At 65.4% G+C, this 23,686-nt stretch carries 19 protein-coding genes and 1 tRNA gene; 12 read left to right on the plus strand and 8 right to left on the minus strand.

Annotation, left to right across the window (positions count from 1 at the left end; translation table 11 throughout):
• Window positions 1–21: 21 nt before the first annotated feature.
• The 3 genes from prpB to KG104_RS06585 form a co-directional block, all read right to left on the minus strand.
• A complete protein-coding gene (gene prpB / locus KG104_RS06575) occupies window positions 22–927 on the minus strand; it encodes a methylisocitrate lyase (protein WP_104054753.1) in 906 nt (301 codons plus the stop codon).
• Window positions 928–2,445: an MmgE/PrpD family protein gene (locus tag KG104_RS06580; RefSeq protein WP_104160729.1), complete on the minus strand. Its 1,518-nt coding sequence runs from the start codon at window positions 2,443–2,445 to the stop codon at window positions 928–930. It lies immediately after the preceding gene.
• A gap of 92 nt (window positions 2,446–2,537) precedes the next feature.
• Complete coding sequence (locus KG104_RS06585) at window positions 2,538–3,191, minus strand: GntR family transcriptional regulator (RefSeq protein ID WP_104054751.1); 654 nt, start codon at window positions 3,189–3,191, stop codon at window positions 2,538–2,540.
• Window positions 3,192–3,402: 211 nt separating this feature from the next.
• Between KG104_RS06585 and KG104_RS06590 the strand changes: the two genes are divergently transcribed.
• Complete coding sequence (locus tag KG104_RS06590; RefSeq protein ID WP_207348657.1) at window positions 3,403–5,376, plus strand: AMP-binding protein; 1,974 nt, start codon at window positions 3,403–3,405, stop codon at window positions 5,374–5,376.
• An 87-nt stretch (window positions 5,377–5,463) separates the two neighbouring features.
• Here the strand turns inward: KG104_RS06590 and KG104_RS06595 are convergent, their stop codons facing one another.
• The 3 genes from KG104_RS06595 to KG104_RS06605 all read right to left on the minus strand — a co-directional run bounded on the left by KG104_RS06595 (window position 5,464) and on the right by KG104_RS06605 (window position 8,593).
• Window positions 5,464–5,985 (minus strand): hypothetical protein, encoded by a 522-nt coding sequence (locus KG104_RS06595; RefSeq protein ID WP_207348656.1) that lies wholly within the window; start codon window positions 5,983–5,985, stop codon window positions 5,464–5,466.
• A 116-nt stretch (window positions 5,986–6,101) separates the two neighbouring features.
• Window positions 6,102–6,860, minus strand: a complete 759-nt coding sequence (locus tag KG104_RS06600; protein ID WP_216202358.1) for a response regulator — start codon at window positions 6,858–6,860, stop codon at window positions 6,102–6,104.
• Window positions 6,857–8,593, minus strand: coding sequence for a sensor histidine kinase (locus KG104_RS06605; protein ID WP_207346516.1), 1,737 nt, complete (start codon window positions 8,591–8,593; stop codon window positions 6,857–6,859). Before KG104_RS06605 ends, KG104_RS06600 begins: the two co-directional genes overlap by 4 nt.
• 224 nt (window positions 8,594–8,817) lie before the next feature.
• On the opposite strand from KG104_RS06605, the gene KG104_RS06610 reads away from it, so the two are divergent.
• The 9 genes from KG104_RS06610 (at window position 8,818) to KG104_RS06650 (ending at window position 18,187) form a co-directional block, all read left to right on the plus strand.
• Window positions 8,818–10,191, plus strand: a complete 1,374-nt coding sequence (locus tag KG104_RS06610; protein ID WP_104054746.1) for a cation:dicarboxylate symporter family transporter — start codon at window positions 8,818–8,820, stop codon at window positions 10,189–10,191.
• A gap of 544 nt (window positions 10,192–10,735) precedes the next feature.
• On the plus strand, window positions 10,736–11,635 hold the full coding sequence (locus tag KG104_RS06615) for an AAA family ATPase (protein WP_104054892.1): 900 nt from the start codon (window positions 10,736–10,738) through the stop codon (window positions 11,633–11,635).
• A 5-nt stretch (window positions 11,636–11,640) separates the two neighbouring features.
• Window positions 11,641–12,549, plus strand: a complete 909-nt coding sequence (locus tag KG104_RS06620) for a segregation and condensation protein A (RefSeq protein ID WP_207346517.1) — start codon at window positions 11,641–11,643, stop codon at window positions 12,547–12,549.
• The gene (gene scpB, locus KG104_RS06625; protein ID WP_207346518.1) at window positions 12,521–13,162 is read left to right on the plus strand and encodes an SMC-Scp complex subunit ScpB; all 642 of its coding nucleotides are present in this window, start codon (window positions 12,521–12,523) and stop codon (window positions 13,160–13,162) included. The genes KG104_RS06620 and scpB overlap by 29 nt, the downstream gene beginning before the upstream one ends.
• A 23-nt stretch (window positions 13,163–13,185) precedes the next feature.
• Window positions 13,186–14,433 (plus strand): pseudouridine synthase, encoded by a 1,248-nt coding sequence (locus KG104_RS06630; RefSeq protein WP_207346519.1) that lies wholly within the window; start codon window positions 13,186–13,188, stop codon window positions 14,431–14,433.
• Between the two features lie 3 nt (window positions 14,434–14,436).
• On the plus strand, window positions 14,437–15,546 hold the full coding sequence (locus KG104_RS06635; RefSeq protein WP_237688685.1) for a prephenate dehydrogenase: 1,110 nt from the start codon (window positions 14,437–14,439) through the stop codon (window positions 15,544–15,546).
• The gene (cmk, locus tag KG104_RS06640; protein ID WP_104160738.1) at window positions 15,543–16,244 is read left to right on the plus strand and encodes a (d)CMP kinase; all 702 of its coding nucleotides are present in this window, start codon (window positions 15,543–15,545) and stop codon (window positions 16,242–16,244) included. Before KG104_RS06635 ends, cmk begins: the two co-directional genes overlap by 4 nt.
• Before the next feature lie 200 nt (window positions 16,245–16,444).
• The gene (der, locus tag KG104_RS06645; protein WP_207346520.1) at window positions 16,445–17,998 is read left to right on the plus strand and encodes a ribosome biogenesis GTPase Der; all 1,554 of its coding nucleotides are present in this window, start codon (window positions 16,445–16,447) and stop codon (window positions 17,996–17,998) included.
• A 115-nt stretch (window positions 17,999–18,113) separates the two neighbouring features.
• A tRNA-Pro gene (locus KG104_RS06650) sits at window positions 18,114–18,187 on the plus strand.
• Window positions 18,188–18,250: 63 nt separating this feature from the next.
• Here KG104_RS06650 and KG104_RS06655 read toward each other — a convergent pair.
• Both KG104_RS06655 and KG104_RS06660 read right to left on the minus strand, forming a co-directional pair.
• On the minus strand, window positions 18,251–18,892 hold the full coding sequence (locus tag KG104_RS06655) for a hypothetical protein (RefSeq protein WP_237686789.1): 642 nt from the start codon (window positions 18,890–18,892) through the stop codon (window positions 18,251–18,253).
• 57 nt (window positions 18,893–18,949) lie between these two features.
• Entirely contained in the window at window positions 18,950–19,531 is a 582-nt protein-coding gene (locus tag KG104_RS06660; protein WP_207346522.1) for a small multidrug efflux protein, read from the minus strand.
• A gap of 241 nt (window positions 19,532–19,772) precedes the next feature.
• On the opposite strand from KG104_RS06660, the gene KG104_RS06665 reads away from it, so the two are divergent.
• Both KG104_RS06665 and KG104_RS06670 read left to right on the plus strand, forming a co-directional pair.
• Window positions 19,773–22,553: an ATP-binding protein gene (locus KG104_RS06665; protein ID WP_207346523.1), complete on the plus strand. Its 2,781-nt coding sequence runs from the start codon at window positions 19,773–19,775 to the stop codon at window positions 22,551–22,553.
• Window positions 22,554–22,563: 10 nt separating this feature from the next.
• On the plus strand, window positions 22,564–23,640 hold the full coding sequence (locus KG104_RS06670) for a PQQ-dependent sugar dehydrogenase (protein WP_207346524.1): 1,077 nt from the start codon (window positions 22,564–22,566) through the stop codon (window positions 23,638–23,640).
• The last annotated feature ends 46 nt before the right edge of the window (window positions 23,641–23,686 follow it).

Raw genomic sequence — 23,686 nt, forward strand, 5'->3', positions numbered from 1 at the left:
GGGGATTCCGGCAGGAAAAAGCTAGTGCTTGCCCGGAATCTGGAAGTTGAAGACCGAGGTGTCGAAGTGGTTGTAGGCTTCATAATCCACCAGATCGTACAAACGTGCACGCGTCAGCATGTTGGGCACGTCATCCTGCTGAGTGCCCTTGGCCTTGATGGTCTCCAGCGTGCGTTCCGCGGCCCCCATGGCGCTGCGCAGCAGGGTCACCGGATAGATGACCATGTTCACGCCCACCGAGGCCAGCTCGTCGTAGCTGAACAGGTCGCTCTTGCCGAACTCGGTCATGTTGGCCAGGATCGGCACGTCCACGGCGTCGCGCATGGCGGCGAACTCTTCCAGCGTCTTCATGGCCTCGGGGAAGATGGCGTCCGCTCCGGCGTCCACGAGGGCACGGGCCCGGTCCTGCGCCGCTTCAAGGCCGTCGACGGCGCGGATGTCGGTGCGCGCCATGATCAGGAAGTTAGGATCGCGGCGTGCGTCCGCAGCGGCCCGGATCCGCTTGGTGGCGGTGTCCAGGTCCACGACGTTCTTGCCGTCCAGGTGGCCGCAGCGCTTCGGGTTGAACTGGTCTTCGATGTGGCAGCCCGCCAGGCCGGCGTTCTCGAGTTCCTGGATGGAGCGTGCCACGTTCATCGGCTCGCCGAAACCGGTGTCGGCATCCACGATGGCGGGCAGGTCCGTCATCCGGGCGATCTGCCCGGCGCGGGTGGCCACCTCGGTCAGGGTGGTCAGGCCGATGTCCGGCAGGCCGAGGTCATTGGCGAGGACCGCGCCGGAGATGTAGACGCCGTCGAAACCCTTTTCCTCGATCAGGCGGGCAGAGAGCGGGTTGAACGCTCCCGGGAACTGCTGGAGCGTGCCGGAAGCGAGGCCTTCGCGGAAGGCAATGCGCTTGGCTTCGGGAGTTACGGAGGAGTACAGCATTTAGAAGAGTCCCTTCGGGGCGTTGGCCGGGTCAATGACGCCCTCGGCTGCGGTGATGTTCAGCTGGTCCAGCTCGCCTGCAGCCAGTTCGGGCAGGCGCTGGACGGTGGTCAGGAACCGCTCAATCTCCTCTTCGGAGACCAGGCCGGCGGCCAGGGTGCGGAACTTGTTGATGTACTGTTCGCGGGCAAACGGCTTGGCGCCCAGCGGGTGCGCATCGGCGACGGCGATTTCGTCGGTGATCTCGGTGCCGTCGTTCAGGACGATGGTGACCTTGCCGCCGAACGCCTTTTCATTGATGTCCAGCGAGTGGTAGCGGCGGGTCCATTCCGGATCCTCCACGGTGGTGACCTTGTTCCACAGCTCCACGGTGTCGGCGCGGCCGGCACGCTCGGGGGCGTAGGAGTCCACATGGTGCCAGGAGCCGTCCTGCAGGGCAACGGTGAAGATGTACGGAATGGAGTGGTCCAGGGTCTCGCGTGAGGCCGTGGGATCGTACTTCTGCGGATCGTTGGCGCCGGAGCCGATCACGTAGTGGGTGTGGTGCGAGGTGGCGATCAGCACGCTGGCCACCTGTGAGGCGTCGGCTGCCTCCGGGTGTTCGCGGTGGATCTTGCGGGCCAGGTCAATCCAGGCCTGGGCCTGGTACTCCGCGGAGTGTTCCTTGGTGTACGTGTCCAGGATGGCGCGCTTGGCTTCGCCGGCCTCGGGCAGCGGAACCTCGTAGGCGGCGTCGGGGCCGTCCAGCATCCAGGCGATGACACCGTCTTCACCCTCGTAGATCGGGGTGGGGGAGGTCTGTCCGCGCATGGCACGGTCCACGGCTTCAACGGCCATCTTGCCGGCAAACGCCGGAGCGTGCGCCTTCCAGGTGGAGATTTCGCCCTTGCGGGACTGCCGGGTGGCGGTGGTGGTGTGCAGTGCCTGGCCAACAGCCTGGAAGATGGTGTCGACGTCGAGGCCCAGCAGGGTGCCGATGCCGGCGGCTGCGGACGGGCCGAGGTGGGCTACGTGGTCGATCTTGTGCTTGTGCAGGCAGATGGCCTTGACCAGGTCCACCTGGATTTCGTAGCCGGTGGCAATGCCGCGGATCAGGTCGGCGCCGGAGGCACCGGTGTGCTGCGCGACGGCGAGCAGCGGCGGGATGTTGTCACCGGGGTGGGAGTACTCGGCAGCCAGGAAGGTGTCGTGGTAATCGAGTTCGCGAACGGCAACGCCGTTGGCCCAGGCGGCCCACTCCGGGGAGGTCTTCTGCTCGACGCCGAAGACGGCCGAGCCCTTGCCGTGGGCGGAGGGGGAGAAGGACAGCGCCTGGGCGCGGGCGGCGACGATGGGCCCGCGGTTCAGGGAAGCGATGGCCACCGAGGCGTTGTCGATGATGCGGTTGATGACCATGTCCGTGACCTCGTCAGTGACGGCAACGGGGTCAGCGGCGACCTCGGCGATCTTGTAGGCCAGCTGGTCTTCGCGGGCAAGGTTCTCATCGCTGCGGTGGACCCGCACTTTGTGGAGATTCATTATGTGTCCTTTCGGGGATGTTCTGGGAACGAATGTGGCGGAGCGTTTGTCGGTGATGCAGTCGTGAGGTGTTGGGGCGCCTGGAACGGCGCTTAGCCGGGCGGACCGGCAGCCGCAAGGAAGTGTTCCAGCGACTTGTGCAGGTGGACCGAGGTAGCGGCGGCAGCCAGCGCCGGATCCCGGGAGGCGATGGCGGCGGCAATGGTGGCATGTTCGCCGGCGGTGGCGAGCAGCCGTTCAGGATTGTCCTTGGCCAGCCGCCGGACCCTGGCCAGGTGCAGCCGAACATTGGCAAGAGCCTGGGCAAGGTAGGCGTTGGCAGCGGCGGTATCAATGGCCTCATCCAGCCGGGCCACCAGGGCGTAGTAGGCCGAGCGGGACGGATCCTGCCCGGTTTCCTGCACGATGAGGTCCGCTGCCTGCTCGAAGTCCCGGCGCAGGGCGGTGAAGAGCTCGGGTTCTCCGCGGGTGGCGGCGAGCGAGGCCGCCTTGCATTCCAGCGCCTGGCGGAGCTCGAACAGCTCTGTGACGGTCTCGGGTGAAATCTTCGTGACGACGACGCCGCGGCCGTTGTGCGGTGCGGCCAGGCCGTCCGCTGTCAGCCGGCTCAGTGCTTCGCGCAGCGGCGTGCGGGAAATTCCCAGGCGCTGAGACTGCTCAACTTCGCCCAGGACAGTTCCCGGCAGGAGCCTGCCGGTCACGATGTCTTCGCGGAGCGCCCGGTAGGCGCGGTCGCTTGCCCTCATTGGCGCTCCTTTACGCGTGTGGCCAGCCGGCGGGACTGGACTGTTCTGAATGTGATGTACCTCATCAGTGTATACACAAGATCGGGTTCCTGGTGCAAAAACTGCTAGCTGGCCTGACTTCGCTTTGTGTCATGTATACACAGCTCAGTTGGTGCCGGGCGTCCACCTGCCCTAGGGTGATCGGTATCACATTGCGAATCGAGGAGGATTCATGAGCTCTGGCCTGGATGCAGGAAACGAAGCACCGAACACCGCAGCCGGTTCAGCCGCAGGGGGCGCGGACGGCGGCTACGCATCGTCCTACGCGCGCAGCCTCAGCGATCCTGAAGCCTTTTGGCTGGAAGCCGCGTCGCTGGTGGAATGGGACACCGCGCCGCAGCGGGCCCTGGACGAGTCGGGTGCTCCGCTGTACCGCTGGTTCCCGGACGGCCACCTCAATACCAGCTACAACGCCCTTGACCGTCATGTGGCCGCCGGCAGGGGAAACGCTGATGCCCTGATCTATGACTCGGCGATGCTCGGTACTACCCGCACCTATACCTACAGCCAGCTCCTGGCCGAGGTTGAGACCTTCGCGGGTGTGCTCCGCGGGCTCGGAGTGGAGGCAGGGGACCGGGTCATCATCTATCTGCCCATGATTCCGCAGGCCGTGATCGCCATGCTCGCCGCAGCCCGGCTGGGAGCCATCCATTCAGTGGTCTTTGGCGGCTTTGCCCCGAAGGAGCTGGCGGCCCGCATTGACGATGCCCGGCCCGCCGTCGTCGTTACGGCCAGCGGCGGCGTGGAGCCCAAACGTACGGTGGAATACCTGCCCAACGTGGCTGATGCGCTCGACGCTGCGACCCACCGGGTCAACCACGTGGTGGTTGCCGAACGCGACGGGTTTAGCCACACCGCCCAGGAGTACGACGGCGCCCACGGCACCGCCTGGCATGACTGGGACGCGCTCGCTGCAGTTGCTTCCCCCGCAGGTCCGGTCTCCGTGGCTGCGACGGATCCGCTTTACATCCTGTACACGTCGGGCACCACCGGCGCACCCAAAGGGGTTGTCCGCGACAACGGTTCCCACGCCGTCGCACTGGCCTGGTCCATGCGCAACATTTACGACATCGGTCCAGGCCAGGTGATGTGGACCGCCTCGGACGTGGGCTGGGTGGTGGGGCACTCCTACATTGTGTACGCGCCGCTGATCGCCGGGGCCACCACCGTTCTTTATGAGGGCAAACCGGTGGGCACGCCGGACGCCGGGGCCTTCTGGCGCGTGGCGGACCAGCACCGGGTGGATGTCCTGTTCACGGCCCCCACTGCGCTGCGGGCGATCCGCAAGGCAGACCCGGATGCCGCCCTGATGGCCGACTACGATCTCTCCCGGCTGCGGACCCTGTTTGTTGCGGGGGAGCGGCTGGACCCGGAGACCTTTACCTGGGCCGGGCGTGCGCTGGATGTGCCGGTGGTGGACCACTGGTGGCAGACCGAGACCGGCTGGGCGATCTGCGCCAACCCACTGGGGCTGGAGCAGATGCCGATCAAGGCCGGCTCCGCGACGGTTCCGGTGCCCGGGTTTTCCCTGGCGATCGTGGATGGCAACGGCGCGGAGGTTCCGGCCGGCGAGGAGGGCAACATTGTGCTGCGGCTGCCGCTGCCGCCGGGAACGCTCACCACGCTGTGGGGCAGCGATGACCGGTTCCGGTCCTCCTACTTGGAAATCTTCGAGGGCTGCTACACCACCGGAGACTCCGGCTACGTGGATGAGGACGGCTACGTGTTCATCATGGGCCGCACGGACGATGTCATCAACGTCTCCGGACATCGGCTGTCCACCGGCGCGATGGAGCAGATCGTGGCCACGCATCCCGCGGTCGCCGAGTGTGCCGTGATCGGGGTGGCTGATTCTTTGAAGGGGCAGCGGCCGTGCGGCTATGTGGTGCTGAAGGCCGGCTCTGACATTGGCGTGGAGGAGCTGCGCACGGACCTGGTGAAGCTGGTGCGCCAGTCCATCGGGCCGGTGGCGGACTTCAAGGACGTTCAGGTGGTCGAGGCACTGCCCAAGACCCGTTCGGGCAAGATCCTGCGCAAGACCATGCGCCAGATCGCCGACGGCGATGCCTACACAGTGCCGTCCACCATTGAAGATCCGGGGGTTATCGATACCCTGCTGCCCCTGCTGCGGCCGGGTGTTGAGTAATCCGCACGCTCTGCGAAGGGTGGCGTTGGCAGGGACATAGTCTGCACGTGGTCCGACTACGTCGGGATCCTCGGAGCCTCACCAGAACTAACCGGCGGGATTGTTGTCATGGGTGTTCCTAGCGGTTTCGATGCCCTCTTTGAGAGTGTTGAAAAGCACCTGCGGGTTGGGAAGATAGATAAAGGGCTCAACCCGCCCACGGTGCGTTTCGGTGATTCCTCCCATCGTGAGGTTGACGCCATACGTTTCTGCGAGCGTGACTGCCGGTGCGAAAAGTTCCGCCCGGAATACCTCCAGAATGCCGATGCAGTTTTCCTTCAAGAAAACCTCTATCTGTGGATAGACCTGCTCCGGCTTCCGAAGGTTCATGGTCAGCAATAACTCCTGACCGGGGCGAACGTTCTTCATCTGTGCCCGATAACCAGTCGTATCTATACGGTAAGGAAGCTCTTTCCCCAGAGGACCATCTGATGGTTGAACACTCGGAGGAATTGAAAGCGCGCCTCGGCCCTTATCGAGGTCTGCAATCTTGACGTTTTTTGTAACGTCGACATCAGAAATACTGAAAGGGGTGGCGGCGCGGGCGTCCGATGCCGGTTCTGCCTCCATGGGGTGAGATGCAGGGGCAGCCTGTTTTATAAGTTTTCTGAATAGACCCATCTGTCAAGCCTAGCCGTGCGGCCAGGACCAGGTGCACACAGGGCTCGAGTTACTGAGAGGACATCCTACCGCCGCCAGTGATACTCCAGCTCCGGACGGCCGCGCGTGCCGTAGCGCGGGTTCCGCGCTACGGCACGCTGCTCGTCCAGATGCTCGAGGTAACGCCGGACCGTTATCCGGGACATGGCCAGTGCCTCCGAGACTTCGCTGGCAGACATCGGTATCCGTGCGTTCTTCAGCAGTTCGGAGACCGTTGCCAGAGTTTCGGGGGACAGTCCCTTGGGTAGTGCGGACGACACCTTGGGCCGCAGTGCCGCCAGCGCACGGTCCACTTCGGACTGAGTGGCGGAAGTTCCCTGCCCCGCCAAGTTGAGATGGTATTCCCGGTAGGAGGCCAGCTTGGCGCTGAAGGCGGAGAAGGTGAAAGGCTTGATCAGGTACTGCGCAATCCCGGCGGACATGGCGCTGCGGACGACGGCGACATCCCGCACTGCGGTAATCGCAATGACGTCGGCGGGCACGCCCGCACCGCGGATCCGGCGCAGGACGTCCAAGCCGTGAAGGTCAGGAAGATTCATGTCCAGCAGGATGAGGTCCACGGCGGGTTTCGGGTTTTCAGGGCCGTCTCCGCGCTTCCCGGCGTCATAGACGGAACCGCTGCGGGAGGTGGCTGAGGCGTTGAGGAAGGTAATGGCCTCCGTACCCGTGTGCACGACGCCGGCCAGCGAGAATCCGGGGCTGCGGCGCACATACTCGGCGTGGGCCTGCGCAACAATGCCTTCATCTTCCACCACAAGCACGGTGATGTCCCGCTCAGCATTCACTGGGGAGCCCCACTGAGAGTCAGGGGGAGGGAGGCAGACAGGGGAATCAGCACAGTGAAACGTGCACCGCGGCCCGGTTGCCCACCCGGATCAAGATGCAGTGAGCCGCCCAGGCGCAGCACTGCCTGGCGGACCAGGGGAAGTCCAATGCCCCGGCCGGTGCCTCCGGTACCGGAGGGAAGCAGTGCCTTGGGATCCTTGGTGCTGAAGCCCTGATGAAAGATCTGCTCGGTGGACGGCTCCGGAATGCCGGGTCCGTTGTCCCGCACGCCAAACTCAAAAACGGGCCTGCCGCCGCCGTCCTCAACCACCGCAAACCGCGCGGTCACCATCGGCTCCGGGGTGTCGGCCACGGCGTCAAAAGCATTGTCGATCAGGTTGCCCACTATGGTGACCAGATCTCCCGGATCCAGGTCCAGGGCAGCGGCTCTCCCGGGGGGTGCGTCTTTGAGGTCGATCTGCAGGCCGATGCCGCGCTCGCGGGCCTGGGCGGCCTTGCCGGTGAGCAGTGCCGCCAGTGCGGGCTCGCCCACGGAGGCGACGACGTCGTCGGCCAGCTGCTGGGACTGCTCCAGATCGCGGGTGGCGAATTCGAGTGCATCAGCGGGACGATTGAGCTCAATCAGGGAGACCAGCGTGTGCAGACGGTTGGCGTGCTCGTGCGCCTGAGCCTGGAGCGCTTCGGTCAGGGTGTGCATGGACTGCAGTTCTCCGGTCATTGCGGCTATGTCGGTGTGGTCCCGCAGGGTGGTTACGGTTCCGATGCGTGCCCTGCGCGGGTCCCGTGCTGCTGTCCGGCTGCCGGCGGCGCCGATGAGCCGGATGCGGCTGTTCGCGGATTTTGGGGTCATGACCGGCGACTGGTTCACGACCAGGATGCGGTCGCTGGCGAAGTGGAATTCATCTTCTGCTGTCCGGCCTTCGCAGAGCAGATCGGCCAGCGGTCCCGGCAGGCCCAACTCGCGGGGACCCGTGGGCCGGCTGCCGCCGTCGGCCGGGAGTCCCAGCAGTTCTGCAGCCCGGTCGTTGTAGAGCACCAGTTCGCCGTCATTGTTGAGCAGCACCAGACCTTCACGCAGGGAATGCAGGGCGGAATCATGGAACGCGAACATGCTCAGGAGTTCATCCGGCCGCCGGTCCCGGGTGGTGCGGCGAAGGTACCGGGATAACAGGTACGAGGCGAGCGTTCCGCACGCGAGGGCGCCCAGGGAGATGAGGAACACGGCAGGCAGCTCGGCGTTGCGCGCTATGGCAACGCGGTCAACGGTAATGCCGGCGGCCACCAGCGCCTTGACGTCCCCCTCCGCGCCGAAGACGGGAACGATGGCGCGGACTGACGGCCCCAGCGTGCCGGTATAGATTTCGGTGAAGGACTGGCCGGCGAGGGCATGCTCCACCGATCCCACATACGGTTTGCCGATCTCGTCGTCGTTACGGTGCGTGTACCGGGTCCTGTCCGGAGCCATGATGGTGAGGAAATCGATATGAGCAGCACTCATGACGGCACGGGCATAGGGCTGCAAAGTCCTGTCCGGCGTTTCGGCGGTCACCGCTTCCAGGACATAGGGATCGGCCGCAACGGTTCCGGCCACCGCCAGCATCGTCTCTGCGGACTCTTCGAAGCTGTGCTGTTCAGTTTGATGAAAGAGCGCCAGGGACAGCCCTGCTGACAGGCACACAAGAAACGCCAGCTGTCCTATAAGCAGCCGGCTGGCCAGGCTCCATTTCCGCAATGATCTTCTTTCCCGCTCATTTTGCTGGCTGCCGCCCGATACCGGGAACTGTTCCCGGCCGAGAACAGTATGACCACAACCGTGACAGTCATCACAGCGCCGGTTGACGATGTGTACGAATGACTTGTTCCCGGCGATTCCCGTACGGCTCCGCATCTGGCGGAGAACCGCAGTCTCGGTGCCGCTGAGGGATACATCAGAAACCAAGCCTAGGAGCAGTACACATGGCATCTGCCACTATTCCCCGCGGCGCCGGCTCACCGAAGAGCCCGCGCAAGAAGGACAGAACACACTTTTTGTACATTGCCGTAATTCTTGCGGTGGTTCTCGGTGCCACTTTGGGGCTTGTGCAGCCTGAATTCGCCAAGGAGCTGAAGCCGGTTGGTACCGCCTTCATCGGCCTGATCAAGATGATGATCGCACCGGTCATCTTCTGCACAATTGTCCTCGGCATCGGCTCGATCGCCAAAGCAGCCACGGTCGGCAAAGTCGGCGGCCTGGCTCTGGGCTATTTCATTGTCATGTCCACCTTCGCGCTGGCCATCGGTCTTGTGGTTGGAAACCTGATCCACCCGGGCGAGGGCCTGAACATTGCCGCAGGTGCCGAAAATGCACCGAAGGTTGCTGAAGACGCAGAAGGCATGGCGGGCTTCATCCTGAGCATCATCCCCACCACGCTGCTGTCCTCGCTGACCGGTGAGAGCATTCTGCAGACCCTGTTCGTTGCCCTGCTTGTCGGGTTCGCCCTGCAGAAGATGGGTTCCACCGGAGCCCCGATCCTCACCCTGATCGGACAGATCCAGAAACTGGTCTTCCGCATCCTGGGCATGATCATGTGGCTCGCACCCATCGGCGCCTTCGGTGCCATTGCCGCCGTCGTTGGCGAAACCGGCGTTGAAGCCATCAAGAGCATGGCGGTGCTGATGATCGCCTTCTACATCACCTGTGCCCTGTTCATTGCCGTGATCCTGGGCGGCGTGCTGAAGCTCTGCACCGGCGTGAACATCTTCAAGCTCATGCGCTACCTGGGGCGGGAATACCTGCTCATCTTCTCCACCTCATCCTCCGAGGTGGCGCTGCCCCGCCTGATCGCCAAGATGGAGCACCTCGGCATTTCCAAGCCGGTGGTCGGCGTGACCGTACCCACCGGTTACTCGTTCAACCTGGACGGCACTGCCATCTACCTCACCATGTCCGCCCTGTTCGTGGCCTCTGCGATGAATATGCCGCTGGAACTGGGTGAGCAGATTTCCCTGCTGGTCTTCATGATCATTGCTTCCAAGGGTGCTGCCGGTGTCACCGGCGCCGGCCTGGCCACACTGGCCGGCGGCCTGCAGTCTCACCGCCCCGACCTGGTGGAGGGCGTGGGCCTGATCGTCGGCATCGACCGCTTCATGTCCGAAGCACGCGCGCTGACCAACTTCACCGGCAACGCAGTCGCCACGGTCCTGATCGGTACCTGGACCAAGGAAATCGACAAAGAGCAGGTCAATGCGGTGCTGAACCGCGAACGTCCGTTCGATGAATCAACCATGGACGACGCCCATGAGGAGCCGCAGGTTCCGGAACCCGAGCTGGAAACCACGGCAGCCCGCTAAGGCTTACGCCGGGTTCATCCCACGCCGCACCGAAACACCGAGGGGCGCTTCCGCAACAGCGGGAGCGCCCCTCGGTGTTCCGGCTGGGCAGTTTCCTCCGCGGAACGGAGGCTTGCCGTGCTCCATCGGCACGTCGGGTTCCTTCGTGCACCTCACGGGCTTTGCCGAAATTCTCTGTGCAGATAACGGGCTCATTCCGGGCAAAAACCCGCTTATGGGCCCGTCATCTGCACGAAGGTTTTGCGAGGGAAGGTTTTAGGCCCGTTATCTGCACGAAGGATCCGCAGCGAGAGCAAATGCCCCCGTTATCTGCACGAAAGATTCGCGGCGGAAGATTTTGGGACCGTCATGCACGAGGGTCGGGAGCCCGGGAGCCCGGAACTTCACTCGCAAACGGCGGCCCGAAGCCAACGTTCTACCTCTAGTTGAGAGTCAAGGCTCGCGGGCGTTCCACCGCGCCGATTCGCGGTATAGGTGTTGCACGGCTGTAATCTTGACAGGGACAGCCCGCAGGACAGCTAGAGACGGAAGCGTGGATTATTACGTGAGCAGCGATCAGAGTTCAACAACTCTGCAGGACGCAACACAGGACGCAGCCGAGTCCGTGATGGGGCCGACAGGCCGCCCGCTGACGGAATTCCCTGAACCTCCGGTGCTCACTTCCCACGGACCAGCCCGGATCATCGCGATGGTGAACCAAAAGGGCGGCGTGGGTAAGACCACGTCCACCATCAACCTGGGTGCCGCGCTGGCGGAAGCCGGCCGCAAGGTCCTGCTGGTGGACTTCGATCCGCAGGGTGCTCTGTCTGCCGGGCTCGGCACCAACCCGCACGAGCTGGACCTCACCGTCTACAACGTTCTGATGGACCGCAAGGTGGACATCCGCGAGGCCATCCATGAGACCGGCATCGAGAACATTGACCTGCTGCCCGCCAACATCGACCTGTCTGCCGCCGAAGTGCAGCTGGTGAACGAAGTGGCCCGCGAGCAGGTCCTGGAGCGGGCACTGCGCAAGGTTTCGGACGACTACGACGTCATCCTCATCGACTGCCAGCCCTCCCTGGGACTGCTGACCGTCAACGCGCTGACCGCCGCACACGGCGTCATCATCCCGCTGATCTGTGAATTCTTCGCCCTCCGCGCCGTCGCACTGCTCGTGGAAACCATCGAGAAGGTCCAGGACCGGCTGAACCCGGGACTGCAGATCGACGGCGTGCTGGCCACCATGTACGACGCACGGACCCTCCACAGCCGCGAAGTTATCTCCCGGCTGGTGGAGGCCTTCGGCGACAAAGTCTTCGAGACCGTCATCAAGCGGACCATCAAGTTTGCCGATGCCACCGTGGCCGCAGAGCCGATCACCAGCTACGCAGGCACGCACCCCGGTGCCGACTCCTACCGCCGCCTCGCCAAGGAACTGATTTCCCGCGGCGGCGCCCCCTAACTGCTATGGGAGCAGGCACTGTGGATTCCGCGGCCAAGGAATCCGAATCCCCGCCCGTCCGCGGCTTCCGGGTCCGGCTGGAGAATTTCACCGGCCCCTTCGACGTACTCCTGAGCCTTATTTCCAAGCACGAACTGGACATCACCGAGGTTGCCCTCGCCGATGTCACCGATGACTTCATTGGCTACATCAGGGCTCTGGGCAACGCTGAGCAGGCGTGGGCACTGGATGAAGCCAGTGAATTCCTGGTGATTGCCGCCACCCTGCTGGATCTGAAGGCGGCCCGCCTGCTGCCGGCCGGAGACGTTGAGGATGCCGAAGACGTGGCCCTGCTGGAGGCACGGGACCTGCTTTTCGCCCGGCTCCTGCAGTACCGCGCCTTCAAGGAAATTGCAGGCATCCTGGATGCCCGTCTGCAGGACGAAGCTGAGCGTTTTCCGCGCCGGGCAACCCTCGAACCGCAGTTTGCGGCCATGCTTCCGGAACTGATCTGGCGGACCGGCCCGCAGGACTTCGCCGCTCTGGCCGCCAAAGCCCTTACCCCGCGGGCGGCCAAACCCACCGCTGTGGGGCTGACCCACCTGCACGCCCCCAAGGTCAGCGTGCGCGAGCAGGCGGACATTATTGCCCGCCGGCTCATGGCGGCGGGCAAACTGACGTTTGCGGCGCTGGTGGACGACGCCGGCAGCTCCGTGGCGGTAGCCCGGTTCCTGGCGCTGCTGGAATTGTTCCGGGACGGCGCTGTTACCTTCGAGCAGCCGGATCCGCTGGGTGAACTATCGATCAGCTGGTCGGCGGCCCCCGGAGCCTGGCCGGCTGTTAGGGACGCAGGCAGGGGCGGATCTATCAAGAACACTGACATTCATGACATCTCTTTGGAGGAAAATGCCGCAGGACCCGTTGGCGCAGCCTGACTCCGCTGACTCTGCCCCGGAACCCGCCGACCTCCGCGCAGCGGTCGAAGCGGTCCTGATGGTGGTGGATGAACCGGTCACCCCCGCAGAGCTCGCCGAGGTGCTGGGTGTCCCGGTGCCGGCGGTGCAGGACATCCTCACGGAACTGCAGCGCGAGTATGACGGTTATACTGGGGGAGGACCCGGTGGCACAGTACGTAGTTTTACTTCAATACGAGGTTTTGAACTGCGGGATGTGGCCGGCGGCTGGCGGATCTACTCCCGCGCCGAGTTTGCACCCGTGGTCTCGAAGTTCGTCCTGGGCGGCCAGAGTGCTCGTCTGACTCAGGCTGCACTGGAAACCCTGGCAGTGATTGCCTACCGGCAACCTGTCTCCAGGGCGCGGGTATCTGCCATCCGGGGTGTCAACGTGGACTCCGTTGTACGGACCCTGGTCCAGCGCGGACTCATCGACGATGCCGGAGTGGAACCCGAGACCGGCTCAATGATGTACCGGACCACGCCGTACTTCCTGGAACGGCTCGGACTTGGCGACCTCAACGAACTTCCGCGGCTAGCACCGCACCTGCCCGGGCTGGAAAACCTGGCTGAATTTGAAGACACTACTTACTAACCGCTACACCCGAAGGACTTTTTATGACACAGGCACCCCGCTCCGGATCAGGCCGTAACAACCCGCGAGGCGGCGGCGGAGCTGCCGGCGGCAAATCCTTCGGCAAGGGCTCCAAGCCTGCCGGCTCCCGCACCGGCGGCCGTGCCGCCGCCAAGCGCGACCCCGGCATGAGCGCCGGCGAATTCCGCGCCAACGGCTACCGCCCCCGCGAGGAGTCCGCTGAAAGCCGCCCCGAAAAGTTCCGGTCAGCAGCCTCACGCGCCTTTGACGGCAAGGGTGCAGGTGCCCCCAAGGGCTCAGGCGCCTCCAAGCCCGGTGCCGGCCAGTTCAAACCCGAAGGCTACAAGGCCGGGGCATCAAAGTCGGCCAAGCCCTACGGCACCAAGGGCGGCGCCTCCCGCACCGGCGGCCCGCAGGCAGGCCAGCGCAAGAGCGGAGACCGCGCGTTCCGCAACGAGCGTTTCGGGCAGAACCTCGGTGTGGTCAAGCGCACCACCACCCGCCGCCCGGCCAAGCCCGTCATCTCCGACCACCACGATCCCGAGGGCATCCGCCTGCAGAAGGTCATGGCCCAGGCAGGCGTGGCTTCGCGCCGTGTCTGTGAGGACATGATCCGTGAAGGCCGCGTGGAGGTCGACGGCGAAGTTGTCACCGAGGTTGGCGTCCGCGTTGATCCCGCACAGGTGGCCATCCACGTGGACGGCATGCGGTTGCAGCTGGACGAGCACCTGAAGTACTACGTCTTCAACAAGCCCAGCGGCGTGGTCTGCACCATGGACGACCCCGAGGGCCGCCCGTGCATCAGCGACTTCCTCAAGAGCACCAACAAGCACGAACGCCTGTTCCATGTGGGCCGCCTGGACACCAACACCGAGGGCCTGCTGCTGCTGACGAACGACGGCGAACTCGCCAACCGACTCACCCACCCGTCCTATGAAGTGCCCAAGACCTACCTGGTCCAGGTCCGCGGGCCGATGGCCCACGGTGTCGGCGCCCAGATGCGCGAAGGCCTGGACCTCGAGGACGGCTTCGCCCAGGTGGACTCCTTCAAGCTGGTTGACTCCACACCGGGCCACCTCCTCGTCGAGGTTGTCCTGCACTCGGGCCGCAACCGCATTGTCCGCCGCATGTTTGAGGCCGTCGGACACCCGGTCGAGCGCCTGGTCCGCACCCAGGTTGGTCCGATCCGCGTGGGCGACCAGCGCCAGGGCAGCATCCGCGTGCTCGGCCGCACGGAAGTTGGCCACCTGCTCGCCTCTGTAGGCCTCTAGGCAGTGGGCGCGGCACAGGGATCAGCCACGCACCTGTCCGGTCCCGTCCTGGTGATTGGAACCGGCCTGCTCGGGACCAGCATCGGGCTGGGCCTGCGCGGGCAGGGCATCGACGTTGCGTTGTCCGATATTTCGCCGTCGACAGCGGCCGTGGCACGGGACATCGGTGCCGGCCGGCTGCTGGAGACGGTGGAAGAAGGCTTCGCCCCTGAGCTGGTTGTGGTCGCCGCGCCGCCGGACGTCACTGCAGCGCTTGCCGTGCAGGCGCTGAAGGACTGGCCCGACGCCGTCGTCGTCGACATTGCCAGCGTCAAGGGTGCAGTGCTGGCGGATCTGCGCGCCTCCGGCGCGGACCTGACCCGCTACGTGGGCACCCATCCGATGGCGGGCCGGGAGAAGTCCGGGCCCGTTGCCGCCCTGGGGGAGCTGTTCACCTCCATGCCGTGGGTCATCTGCGCGTCGCCGGAAAGCTCTCCGCAGGCGATCAAGTGCGCCGAGGCCCTCGCGATCGATCTCGGCGCCGTGGTCTCACGGATGAGTGCCGCGGACCATGACCAGTCCGTGGCGCTGATTTCGCACCTGCCGCAGGTCATGTCCTCCCTGGTGGCCAGCCGGCTGCAGGACACGCCGGCACAGGCCATGGCACTGGCCGGCAACGGCCTGCGGGACGTGACCCGGATTGCCGCCAGCGATCCCAAGCTGTGGGTGCAGATCCTTTCCGGCAACGCTCCCCGGCTGGTGGAAATTCTCTACGGCGTCCGCGAAGATTTGAACCGGCTCATCTCCACGCTGGAGGATCCGGTGGCGGACGGCGCCCGCCTGGACATGGCGCAGCTGATCTCGGAGGGTAACACCGGGCAGGCCCGGATTCCGGGCAAGCACGGTGCTCCGCCGCAGTCCTTCGTGTCCTTCACCGTCCTGGTGGATGACACGCCGGGACAGATTGCCCGGCTGCTGACCGAGATCGGCGAAATTGGCGTGAACCTGGAAGACCTGCGGCTGGAGCATTCCTCCGGCCAGCAGGTGGGACGGGCGGAGATTTCCGTCCTGCCCAGCCGGGTGCACAGCCTGGTAAATGAACTAAGCGCCCGCGGGTGGAAGGTAGTGCAGTGACTGTAGAACGCAATCCGGCAGAGTTCCGGCTGGGAAAACCGCTCGTGGTGGCCATCGACGGCCCGTCCGGATCAGGAAAATCCAGCATCAGCCGTGAAGCGGCCCGCCGGCTTCGCGCCGCCTACTTGGACACCGGGGCCATGTACCGGGCTGTGACGCTGTACTGCATGGAAGCCGGCATCGACCTCGAGGACGCTGCGGCAGTCGAAGCCGCCGCTCGTGCCGCGGACATTGAGCTCAGCACGTCCCCGGACGCCGAGTTTGTCCGCGTCAGCGGCCGTGACGTCACTGACGCCATCCGTGAACCGATCGTCTCCTCCTCGGTCAGCGCGGTGGCCACCACCCTGGGTGCGCGCGCTGAGCTGGTCCGCCGCCAGCAGCAGCTGATCAAGGACTCGGGGCTGCGCATCGTCGCCGAAGGCCGGGACATCACCACCGTCGTCGCGCCCCTTGCGGAAGTGCGGATCCTGCTCACCGCGTCCGAGGAAGCCCGCCTGCGCCGGCGCGGCGTCCAGCTGGGCGGAACCCAGAGCGCCGCGCAGCTCAAGGAACAGGTGATCACCCGCGACGCCAAGGACTCCACCGTGGTCAATTTCCAGCAGGCGGCCGACGGCGTGGTCACCATCGATTCCTCGGATCTGGACTTTGAAGAGACTGTCCAGGCGGTGCTGGACGTGGTGTACGCCAGTACCCACTAGGGTCAGGACCACACCACCGGCGGCAGCGCAATGGCAGTGCACCGGCAGGGCTCAAATGCCCTGCCGGTGCCGCGCGTGTTTCAATGGACTGGTGGAACTGCGGTGTTATCACCCGCGGAACCCCACACAAACTTACCGGGCTGAACGTCCGGAGACGGCCTGCTTGCAGTGCTGCAGACCTCAACGGAAAGAAAGCAAAAATGACGAACTCCTCATACTCCGGCGCTGCCGGCGACGAGACTGGCCAGGTCGAATACGTTCCGGCCGGAGAGGACCAGGTAAACGAACGCCTGGCCAGCATGGACGATGCCGAGACCGAGCTGCGTGCCGAAACGCTGCGCGCCGGCCTGTCCGACTACGAACTTGACGAAGAAGACGCCGCGCTGCTCGCCGGCGGCTTCGAAGAATACGACGAAGACGCCCCGCTGCGCCAGGATCCCGTCGTCGCCATTGTGGGCCGCCCCAACGTGGGCAAGTCCACGCTGGTGAACCGCATCCTGGGCCGCCGCGAAGCCGTCGTCGAAGATACCCCCGGTGTGACCCGTGACCGCGTGTCCTACCCGGCCACCTGGAACGGTGTTAACTTCACCCTCGTGGACACCGGCGGCTGGGAGCACGACGCCCGCGGCATCCATGCCCGTGTGGCCGGGCAGGCCGAGGTCGCTGTCGACGTCGCCGACGCCGTACTGCTGGTGGTTGATGCAACAGTGGGCATCACCGCGACCGACGAAGCCGTGGTGCGCATGCTCCGCGGCAAGGGCAAGCCCGTCGTCGTCGTGGCCAACAAGGTGGATGACATCCAGAATGAAGCCGACGCAGCGCAGCTGTGGGGCCTTGGCTTCGGTGAGCCGTACCCCGTGTCGGCCCTGCACGGCCGCGGTACCGCGGACATGCTGGACGCCATGATGGAGGTCCTGCCGGAATACTCGGCATACGGCGGACTGGACAAGTCCGGCGGCCCCCGCCGCATCGCCCTGATCGGCCGCCCGAACGTGGGCAAGTCCTCGCTGCTGAACAAGCTGGCCGGCAGCGAGCGTGTGGTGGTCGATGACACGGCCGGCACCACCCGCGACCCGGTCGATGAGCTCATTGAGCTCGGCGGGCGCACCTGGCGCTTTGTGGACACCGCAGGTATCCGCCGCCGCCAGCACATGGCACAGGGTGCTGACTTCTACGCTTCCCTGCGTACCCAGTCCGCGCTGGAAAAGGCCGAGGTTGCCGTCGTGCTCCTGGCAGTGGACGAAGTCCTCAGCGAACAGGATGTGCGCATCCTGCAGCTGGCCATCGAGTCCGGCCGTGCCCTGGTGCTGGCCTTCAACAAGTGGGACCTGCTGGACGACGAACGCCGCCGCTACCTGCAGATCGAGATCGAGCGCGACCTGGCCCACGTGGAGTGGGCTCCGCACGTGAACATCTCGGCCATGACCGGCTGGCACAAGGACAAGCTCGTCCCCGCTCTGGACAAGGCCCTGGAGAGCTGGGACAAGCGCATCCCCACCGGCAAGCTCAACGCCTTCCTTGGCGAGCTGGTAGCAGCGCATCCGCACCCGGTGCGCGGCGGCAAGCAGCCCCGCATTCTCTTTGGCACGCAGGCTTCTTCGCGCCCGCCCAAGTTTGTGCTCTTCACCACCGGATTCCTGGATCCGGGCTACCGCCGCTTCATCACCCGCCGCCTGCGGGAAACGTTCGGTTTTGAGGGCACTCCCATCGAAGTCAACATGCGCGTGCGTGAAAAGCGCGGCAAGAACCGCTAGCACTTCGGGCCCCGGACGCCGCTGCGGCGTCCGGGGCTTTCCCGATTGGGGAAAAGCACCAATCATGGGGTAGAGTATTCGAGTTGCTTCGGCCGGAAACATTCCGGCAGAACAGCGGGTTGTGGCGCAGCTTGGTAGCGCACCTGACTGGGGGTCAGGGGGTCGCAGGTTCAAATCCTGTCAACCCGACAAATAGCCCGGCGGAACGAAAGTTCTGCCGGGCTTTTGTCGTTTAAAGTGCCGTAAAGCAACCTAGTCATCGCCTCCGAAAAAGCCGCCGTCAAGGATGCGGTTATATCGCAGACGGAGTGCGCGCTCCGTGCTCGCTGCGAGCGTTGCCAGGACAAGCCCGACGTTCGCTGTAGCCGGAAGGGTGAAGGGGCTGTAAAACGTGCCCACGTTCTCCGCGATGGGTGGGAACAGCGTGATCTGTTCGACGGCCTGGGGCACGCCCAGCACGAGTGCGAACAAAAGGACGATCACCGACGCGGCGCCCACACCACGGCTCAGTGCCGGGTTGGTTTGCTGCAGGCGGGCACGCCGGCCTTCGGCTGAGGCGGGATCAGGTACCAGCTGCTGTTCCGAGCCGTCGGACCTCACGTAGTGGGAGCGTTTGAGCCCGTAACCGCTGACCTCAACCTCGATGGTGCCGCCGGGCACCGGGAACGCGGCAGGGAGTGAAGACTGGGCTCGATTGACGCCGTTGCGGTAGAGCCGTACATACGCCTCCCCATCCTCGTCACCCCCATGCCGGACATCGACGGACCAGGTCTGCAGCTCCCCGTCTTCGCCGGAGAGGTGCAGGTGCAGCAGGGAACGGGTGAACAGCTGCCACCAGCGGAAGGGTGGAAGCGTATGGCCGTCGCCGGGCTTCACCGTCTTATAGGGTGCCATTTTGTTCCTCTCGGAGTTCACCGCCCGGACCTCTGCGGGCCGGGCGGCCGCTGTGGATCAGACCCCGACGACGTAAGTGAGGGCTGCCCAGATCGACACGGTGGCGACGGTGGTCCAGAGGACGATCGCCACCGCTTGCCAGAGCAGCACCCAGCCTCTAGCGGTTCCGCTGGCGATGAGGATCGCGGCGGTGAACTGCGTCGGGATCGCCAGGGGTCCAAGGATGCTCGCGCCGGGGACGCCGAAGCGGACGAGCCACTTCATGAAGCGCTGCCGGCCCTTGGACACGGGCTTGGCCGGTGGAGTCTCTTCCAACATGGGACTCCCGCCATAACCGCCAGGCCCCGGGACCAGAGCGGCGCTCCGGGCCGCTGCCCGTCCCCGGTTGTGCTTTACGACGGCGGTGCGGGTCCGGGAGGCGAAGAGCACCACGAGGAGCACGCTCAGGAAATTGCCGGCGGCGGCGGCGCTGCCGGCGACGATGGGGTTCAGGCCGCCGACGACGCCGATCAGGGAGGCTACTTCGCCCTCGATGAACGGAACGGCCCCGGCGAGCATGACGATGAAGGGCCGAAGGAACTCGGGCACTTGGGCGGCAAGTTCCTGGAAGTTGATGACCAGTTCCTGGATGGGGTTCATGGCTTTGATTTCCTCTCTCTACGGGTGCGGGTTCTAGTGACAACGGATCAGCCCCCCATTGACGCCGTAGTCCGCAATGCGGCTGTGTCTTCAGGATGCTGCACGCTGCGACGCCGACGCATCGGTAGGCCTTCCTGCATGTCCCCGGCCCATACCTACCCACTTGGGATCGACCGATTTCGTTTGCCTAGGTGAGAATTGCCTAATAGGCTCCGGGCATGCTTTGAAGGGAGCGTCACCGGTGGACTTCCTAGGCCGGCAGGCCGAGCGCGCAGCTATCGACAACCTCATCTCACGGGCCCGAGCCGGGGAGAGCGGGGTGATCCTGGTGCGCGGAGAAGCCGGTATTGGAAAGACAATGCTTCTTGAGTACGCCCGGGGGAGGGCGGAATCCTCGGGGTTCCGAGTGCAGTCCTTGGTCGGAGTGGAGTCCGAGACACAGTTCGCCTTCGCGGGACTGCACCAATTGTGTGCGCCGCTGCTTGACCGGCTGGAGGCCCTGCCCGAACCACAGCAGGCCGCTCTGGGTGTGGCACTGGGGCAGCAAAGCGGCGGAGTGCCGGACCGTTTCCTCGTTGGGCTGGCAACTCTGCACCTGCTGGCAGAGGTCGCCGAGGAAGGCCCCCTTTTGTGCCTTGTCGATGATGCGCAGTGGCTGGACGAGGCCTCCGCCCAGGTCCTGAGTTTTGTCGCGCGGCGGATGGCGGAGGAAGGGATAGTGCTGGTGTTCGCGCTGCGGGACCCCGCCGACCGGGACGTTCGCTGGTTCGACGGGTTGTCTGTTGTGTGTCTGTGCGGGCTCGATGAAGCCGACGCGCGGGTGCTGCTGACCAGATCCGGCCGCACACCACTGGATGACGGTATGTGCGACCGCATCCTCGCCGAGGCGCGCGGGAACCCCCTCGCACTGCTGGAGCTGGCCCGCAGCGCGTCCGCGCCGTGGGTGGCCGGAGGAATCGAGCTGCCTGAAGTGCCGGACACCGTGCACCGCATCGAGGAGACCTTTCGGCGCCGCTTGGCGGGTCTGCCGGTGCCGACGCGACTGTTGCTGTTGATCGCTGCGGTGGATCCGACCGGAGAGGCAGCCTTGCTGTGGCGGGCGGCCAAACATCTGGGGATCACCTCCGAGGCCGCCGAACCGGCTGAATCCTCCGGGCTCCTGGAGATTGACAGCCGGGTGCAGTTCCGGCATCCGCTGGTGCGTTCGGCTGTGCTTCGGGCGGCCGCCCCGCAGGATCGCCGCCGGGCGCACAGTGCGCTGGCCGCGGCCATCGATGCCGATGTCGACCCCGACCGCCGCGCCTGGCACCGCTCGCAAACGGTGCTGGGCACCGATGAGGGCGCCGCCGTTGAGTTGATTCGCTCCGCCGGCCGGGCACACGCCCGTGGCGGATTGGCTGTCTCCGCGGCCTTCCTGGAGCAGGCGGCCAAGCTGACCCCCGACCCCGCCGCCCGTGCATGCCGGGCGCTTGAAGCCGCCCATGCCAAACATGAGGCCGGTGCCTCCGCGGACGCCTTGGAACTGCTGACGGTCGCTGCGGCCGGGCCGCTCGACGACGTGCAACAGGCTCAACTCGGACTGCTGCGCGCCCGGATCTCGTTCCACCTCGTGCGGGACGGCGAAGGGCAGGCCATGCTGCTGGAAGCTGCCAAGTGCCTCGCCCCGCTGGACCCGGAGCTGTCCCGGGAGACCTACCTGGGTGCGCTGGATGCTGCGATTGTCACCGGCAACTCCCGCAGCGGCCGCGGCGTACCGACAGTGACCGAGGCTGCCCGGACCGCGCCGCCCCCAACGGGGCCGCCGAGGCCGGCGGATCTGTTGCTCGCCGGGCTGGTGACGATGTTCACGGAGGGGTACTCAACCGGCTTGCCCGGACTGCGGCGTGCGTTGGCCGCATTTGCCGACCATGAGAGCGAGGCCGGCCACGAGCCGGACATTCATGGGGTGAGCGTAACCGACGGGGTGAGCGAGACCCATCGCCGCCGCTGGGGATGGCTCGCCTGCCGAACCGCCATGGCGGTCTTCGACGATGAGATGCTCCACACTCTGGCCGCCCGGCCGGTCCAGCTGGTCCGTGATTCCGGCGCCCTGGCCGCACTCCCACGCGCACTTCTCGGCCAGTCCGTTATGTTGGTGCTCTCCGGTGAGTTAGCCCAGGCCGAGGAGCAGACGGCGATCGTGGCCGCGACCAGGGCGGCACCCTTGCTCCATGCGCAGCTTTTCCTGTCCGCCTGGCGCGGTCGTCCGGACGAGACTGCCGAGGTATACGCGACCATTGCCGCGCATGCAGCCGGCAATGCGAAGGCCACAGAGGTGTCCCTGGCACAGTACGCAATGGCGGTGCAGCACAACGGTATGGGCGACTACCCGGCGGCGCAGGTGGCGGCAACCCGGGCGTTCGAGTCAGAAGCGTCGAGGTTTAACAACCTGGCCCATCCCGAACTTATCGAAGCGGCGTGCCGTGCCGGGCAGCCGGAGTTGGCCGCCGAGGCGCTGGAAGAGCTCACCTCGCGGGCCCGCGCCAGCGGCACTCCCTGGGGGCTCGGCCTGGCGGCGCGTTCCCGGGCGCTGACCAGCACCGGGCCAACCGCCGAGGAGCATTACCTTGAGGCGATTGAGCAGCTTGCGCGCTGCCGGATGGCCGCCCATCTGGCACGCACCCACCTTGTCTACGGCGAGTGGCTTCGCCGCGAGGGTCGTAGGCAGGACGCGCGGGAACAGCTCCGCACCGCGCACGGGATGCTGTTGGACATGGGCGCGGAGGCGTTCGCTGCCCGCGCCGCACGTGAACTGCGCGCCACCGGGGAGTACCCGCGGAAGCGGACCGCTCAGCCGGCCGATGCACTTACAGCCCATGAGCTGCACATCGCCCGTCTGGTCGCCACCGGTGCCACCTCAAGGGAAGTCGGCACACAGTTGTTCCTGAGCCCCCGCACGATCGAGGCCCATCTGCGGAGCATCTTCCGCAAGCTGGACATCAATTCCCGCCGGCAGCTCCGGGAGCTGTCCCTTCCCAGATGACTGGAGAGCTATGCCAGGCAAAGCACGTCTCGCGGCGGCCGCGGCAGTTGTGGGTCTGGTGACGACCGGCTGCACTGCCCCGCCCGCGCAGGACGGGGCAGCGGTCGGGACCTCAGCGGCGGAGATTATTGCCGCCGGACTCGATGCCCCGTGGTCCATTGCCTTCCACGAAGGGACTCCGCTGGTCAGCGAACGTGATTCGGCGCGGATTGTGGAACTCGATGACGACGGCGTGGGCCGCGAAGCAGGTGTCATCGAAGGCGCAGCCAACAGGGGAGAGGGCGGGGGAGGAACCACGGGAGAGGGCGGCCTCCTCGGCATCGCCGTTCAGGCGGGGTACCTCTACACGTACTTGACCGCCGGCGGGGAGAACCGGATTGAGCGCCGGGAACTCTCTGGTGCCGCCGGTTCACTGGGTCTGGGCTTGCCGGAGATTATTCTGGACGGCATTGAAGCCGGTTCCATCCACAACGGAGGGCGCCTTGCCTTCGGCCCTGACGGGATGCTGTACGCCACTACCGGAGATGCCGGGAACAGGGGCAGTGCCCAGGACACTGACTCGTTGTCCGGAAAAATCCTGCGGATGATGCCCGACGGCGGGGTGCCGGAGGACAATCCGTTCCCCGGGTCGCTGGTTTACAGCTACGGTCACCGTAATCCGCAGGGGATTGCGTGGGACGCAGAGGGGGTCCTCTACGCCAGCGAGTTCGGCCAGAACACCTGGGATGAACTCAACGTGATAGAGCCCGGGGGAAACTATGGCTGGCCGGAGATGGAAGGCGCCGCCGGGGCAGAGGGTTTCATTGACCCGGTTCAGCAGTGGGCACCGGCCGATGCCAGCCCCAGCGGTATCGCCGTCGCCGGCAATTCCGTCTACGTCGCCAACCTGCGCGGTGAACGGCTGCTGGAGGTACCGCTCGCCGGTTTAGACACTTCCACCGTGTATCTGACGCGGGAGTACGGGCGGCTGCGCGACGTCGTCCGCGGCCCTGACGGAAGCCTATGGGTGCTTACGAACAACACCGACGGGCGCGGCAACCCGGAACCCGGCGATGACCGGATCCTGCGTTTCGATGTTGCCGACTGAGCCGGCGGACCGTGCGCTCCGATAACGGGGCGCACGGTTTTCGGAC

Source organism: Arthrobacter sunyaminii (assembly GCF_018866305.1).
Classification (GTDB): Bacteria; Actinomycetota; Actinomycetes; order Actinomycetales; family Micrococcaceae; genus Arthrobacter_B; species Arthrobacter_B sunyaminii.

What these genes read in the sequence shown, in the direction of transcription:
- prpB (WP_104054753.1), bottom strand. Translation starts at nt 927, where the DNA reads ATGCTGTACTCCTCCGTAACTCCCGAAGCCAAGCGCATTGCCTTCCGC.
- KG104_RS06580 (WP_104160729.1), bottom strand. Translation starts at nt 2,445, where the DNA reads ATGAATCTCCACAAAGTGCGGGTCCACCGCAGCGATGAGAACCTTGCC.
- KG104_RS06585 (WP_104054751.1), bottom strand. Translation starts at nt 3,191, where the DNA reads ATGAGGGCAAGCGACCGCGCCTACCGGGCGCTCCGCGAAGACATCGTG.
- KG104_RS06590 (WP_207348657.1), top strand. Translation starts at nt 3,403, where the DNA reads ATGAGCTCTGGCCTGGATGCAGGAAACGAAGCACCGAACACCGCAGCC.
- KG104_RS06595 (WP_207348656.1), bottom strand. Translation starts at nt 5,985, where the DNA reads ATGGAGGCAGAACCGGCATCGGACGCCCGCGCCGCCACCCCTTTCAGT.
- KG104_RS06610 (WP_104054746.1), top strand. Translation starts at nt 8,818, where the DNA reads ATGGCATCTGCCACTATTCCCCGCGGCGCCGGCTCACCGAAGAGCCCG.
- KG104_RS06620 (WP_207346517.1), top strand. Translation starts at nt 11,641, where the DNA reads ATGGGAGCAGGCACTGTGGATTCCGCGGCCAAGGAATCCGAATCCCCG.
- scpB (WP_207346518.1), top strand. Translation starts at nt 12,521, where the DNA reads ATGCCGCAGGACCCGTTGGCGCAGCCTGACTCCGCTGACTCTGCCCCG.
- KG104_RS06630 (WP_207346519.1), top strand. Translation starts at nt 13,186, where the DNA reads ATGACACAGGCACCCCGCTCCGGATCAGGCCGTAACAACCCGCGAGGC.
- der (WP_207346520.1), top strand. Translation starts at nt 16,445, where the DNA reads ATGACGAACTCCTCATACTCCGGCGCTGCCGGCGACGAGACTGGCCAG.
- KG104_RS06655 (WP_237686789.1), bottom strand. Translation starts at nt 18,892, where the DNA reads ATGGCACCCTATAAGACGGTGAAGCCCGGCGACGGCCATACGCTTCCA.
- KG104_RS06660 (WP_207346522.1), bottom strand. Translation starts at nt 19,531, where the DNA reads ATGAACCCCATCCAGGAACTGGTCATCAACTTCCAGGAACTTGCCGCC.
- KG104_RS06670 (WP_207346524.1), top strand. Translation starts at nt 22,564, where the DNA reads ATGCCAGGCAAAGCACGTCTCGCGGCGGCCGCGGCAGTTGTGGGTCTG.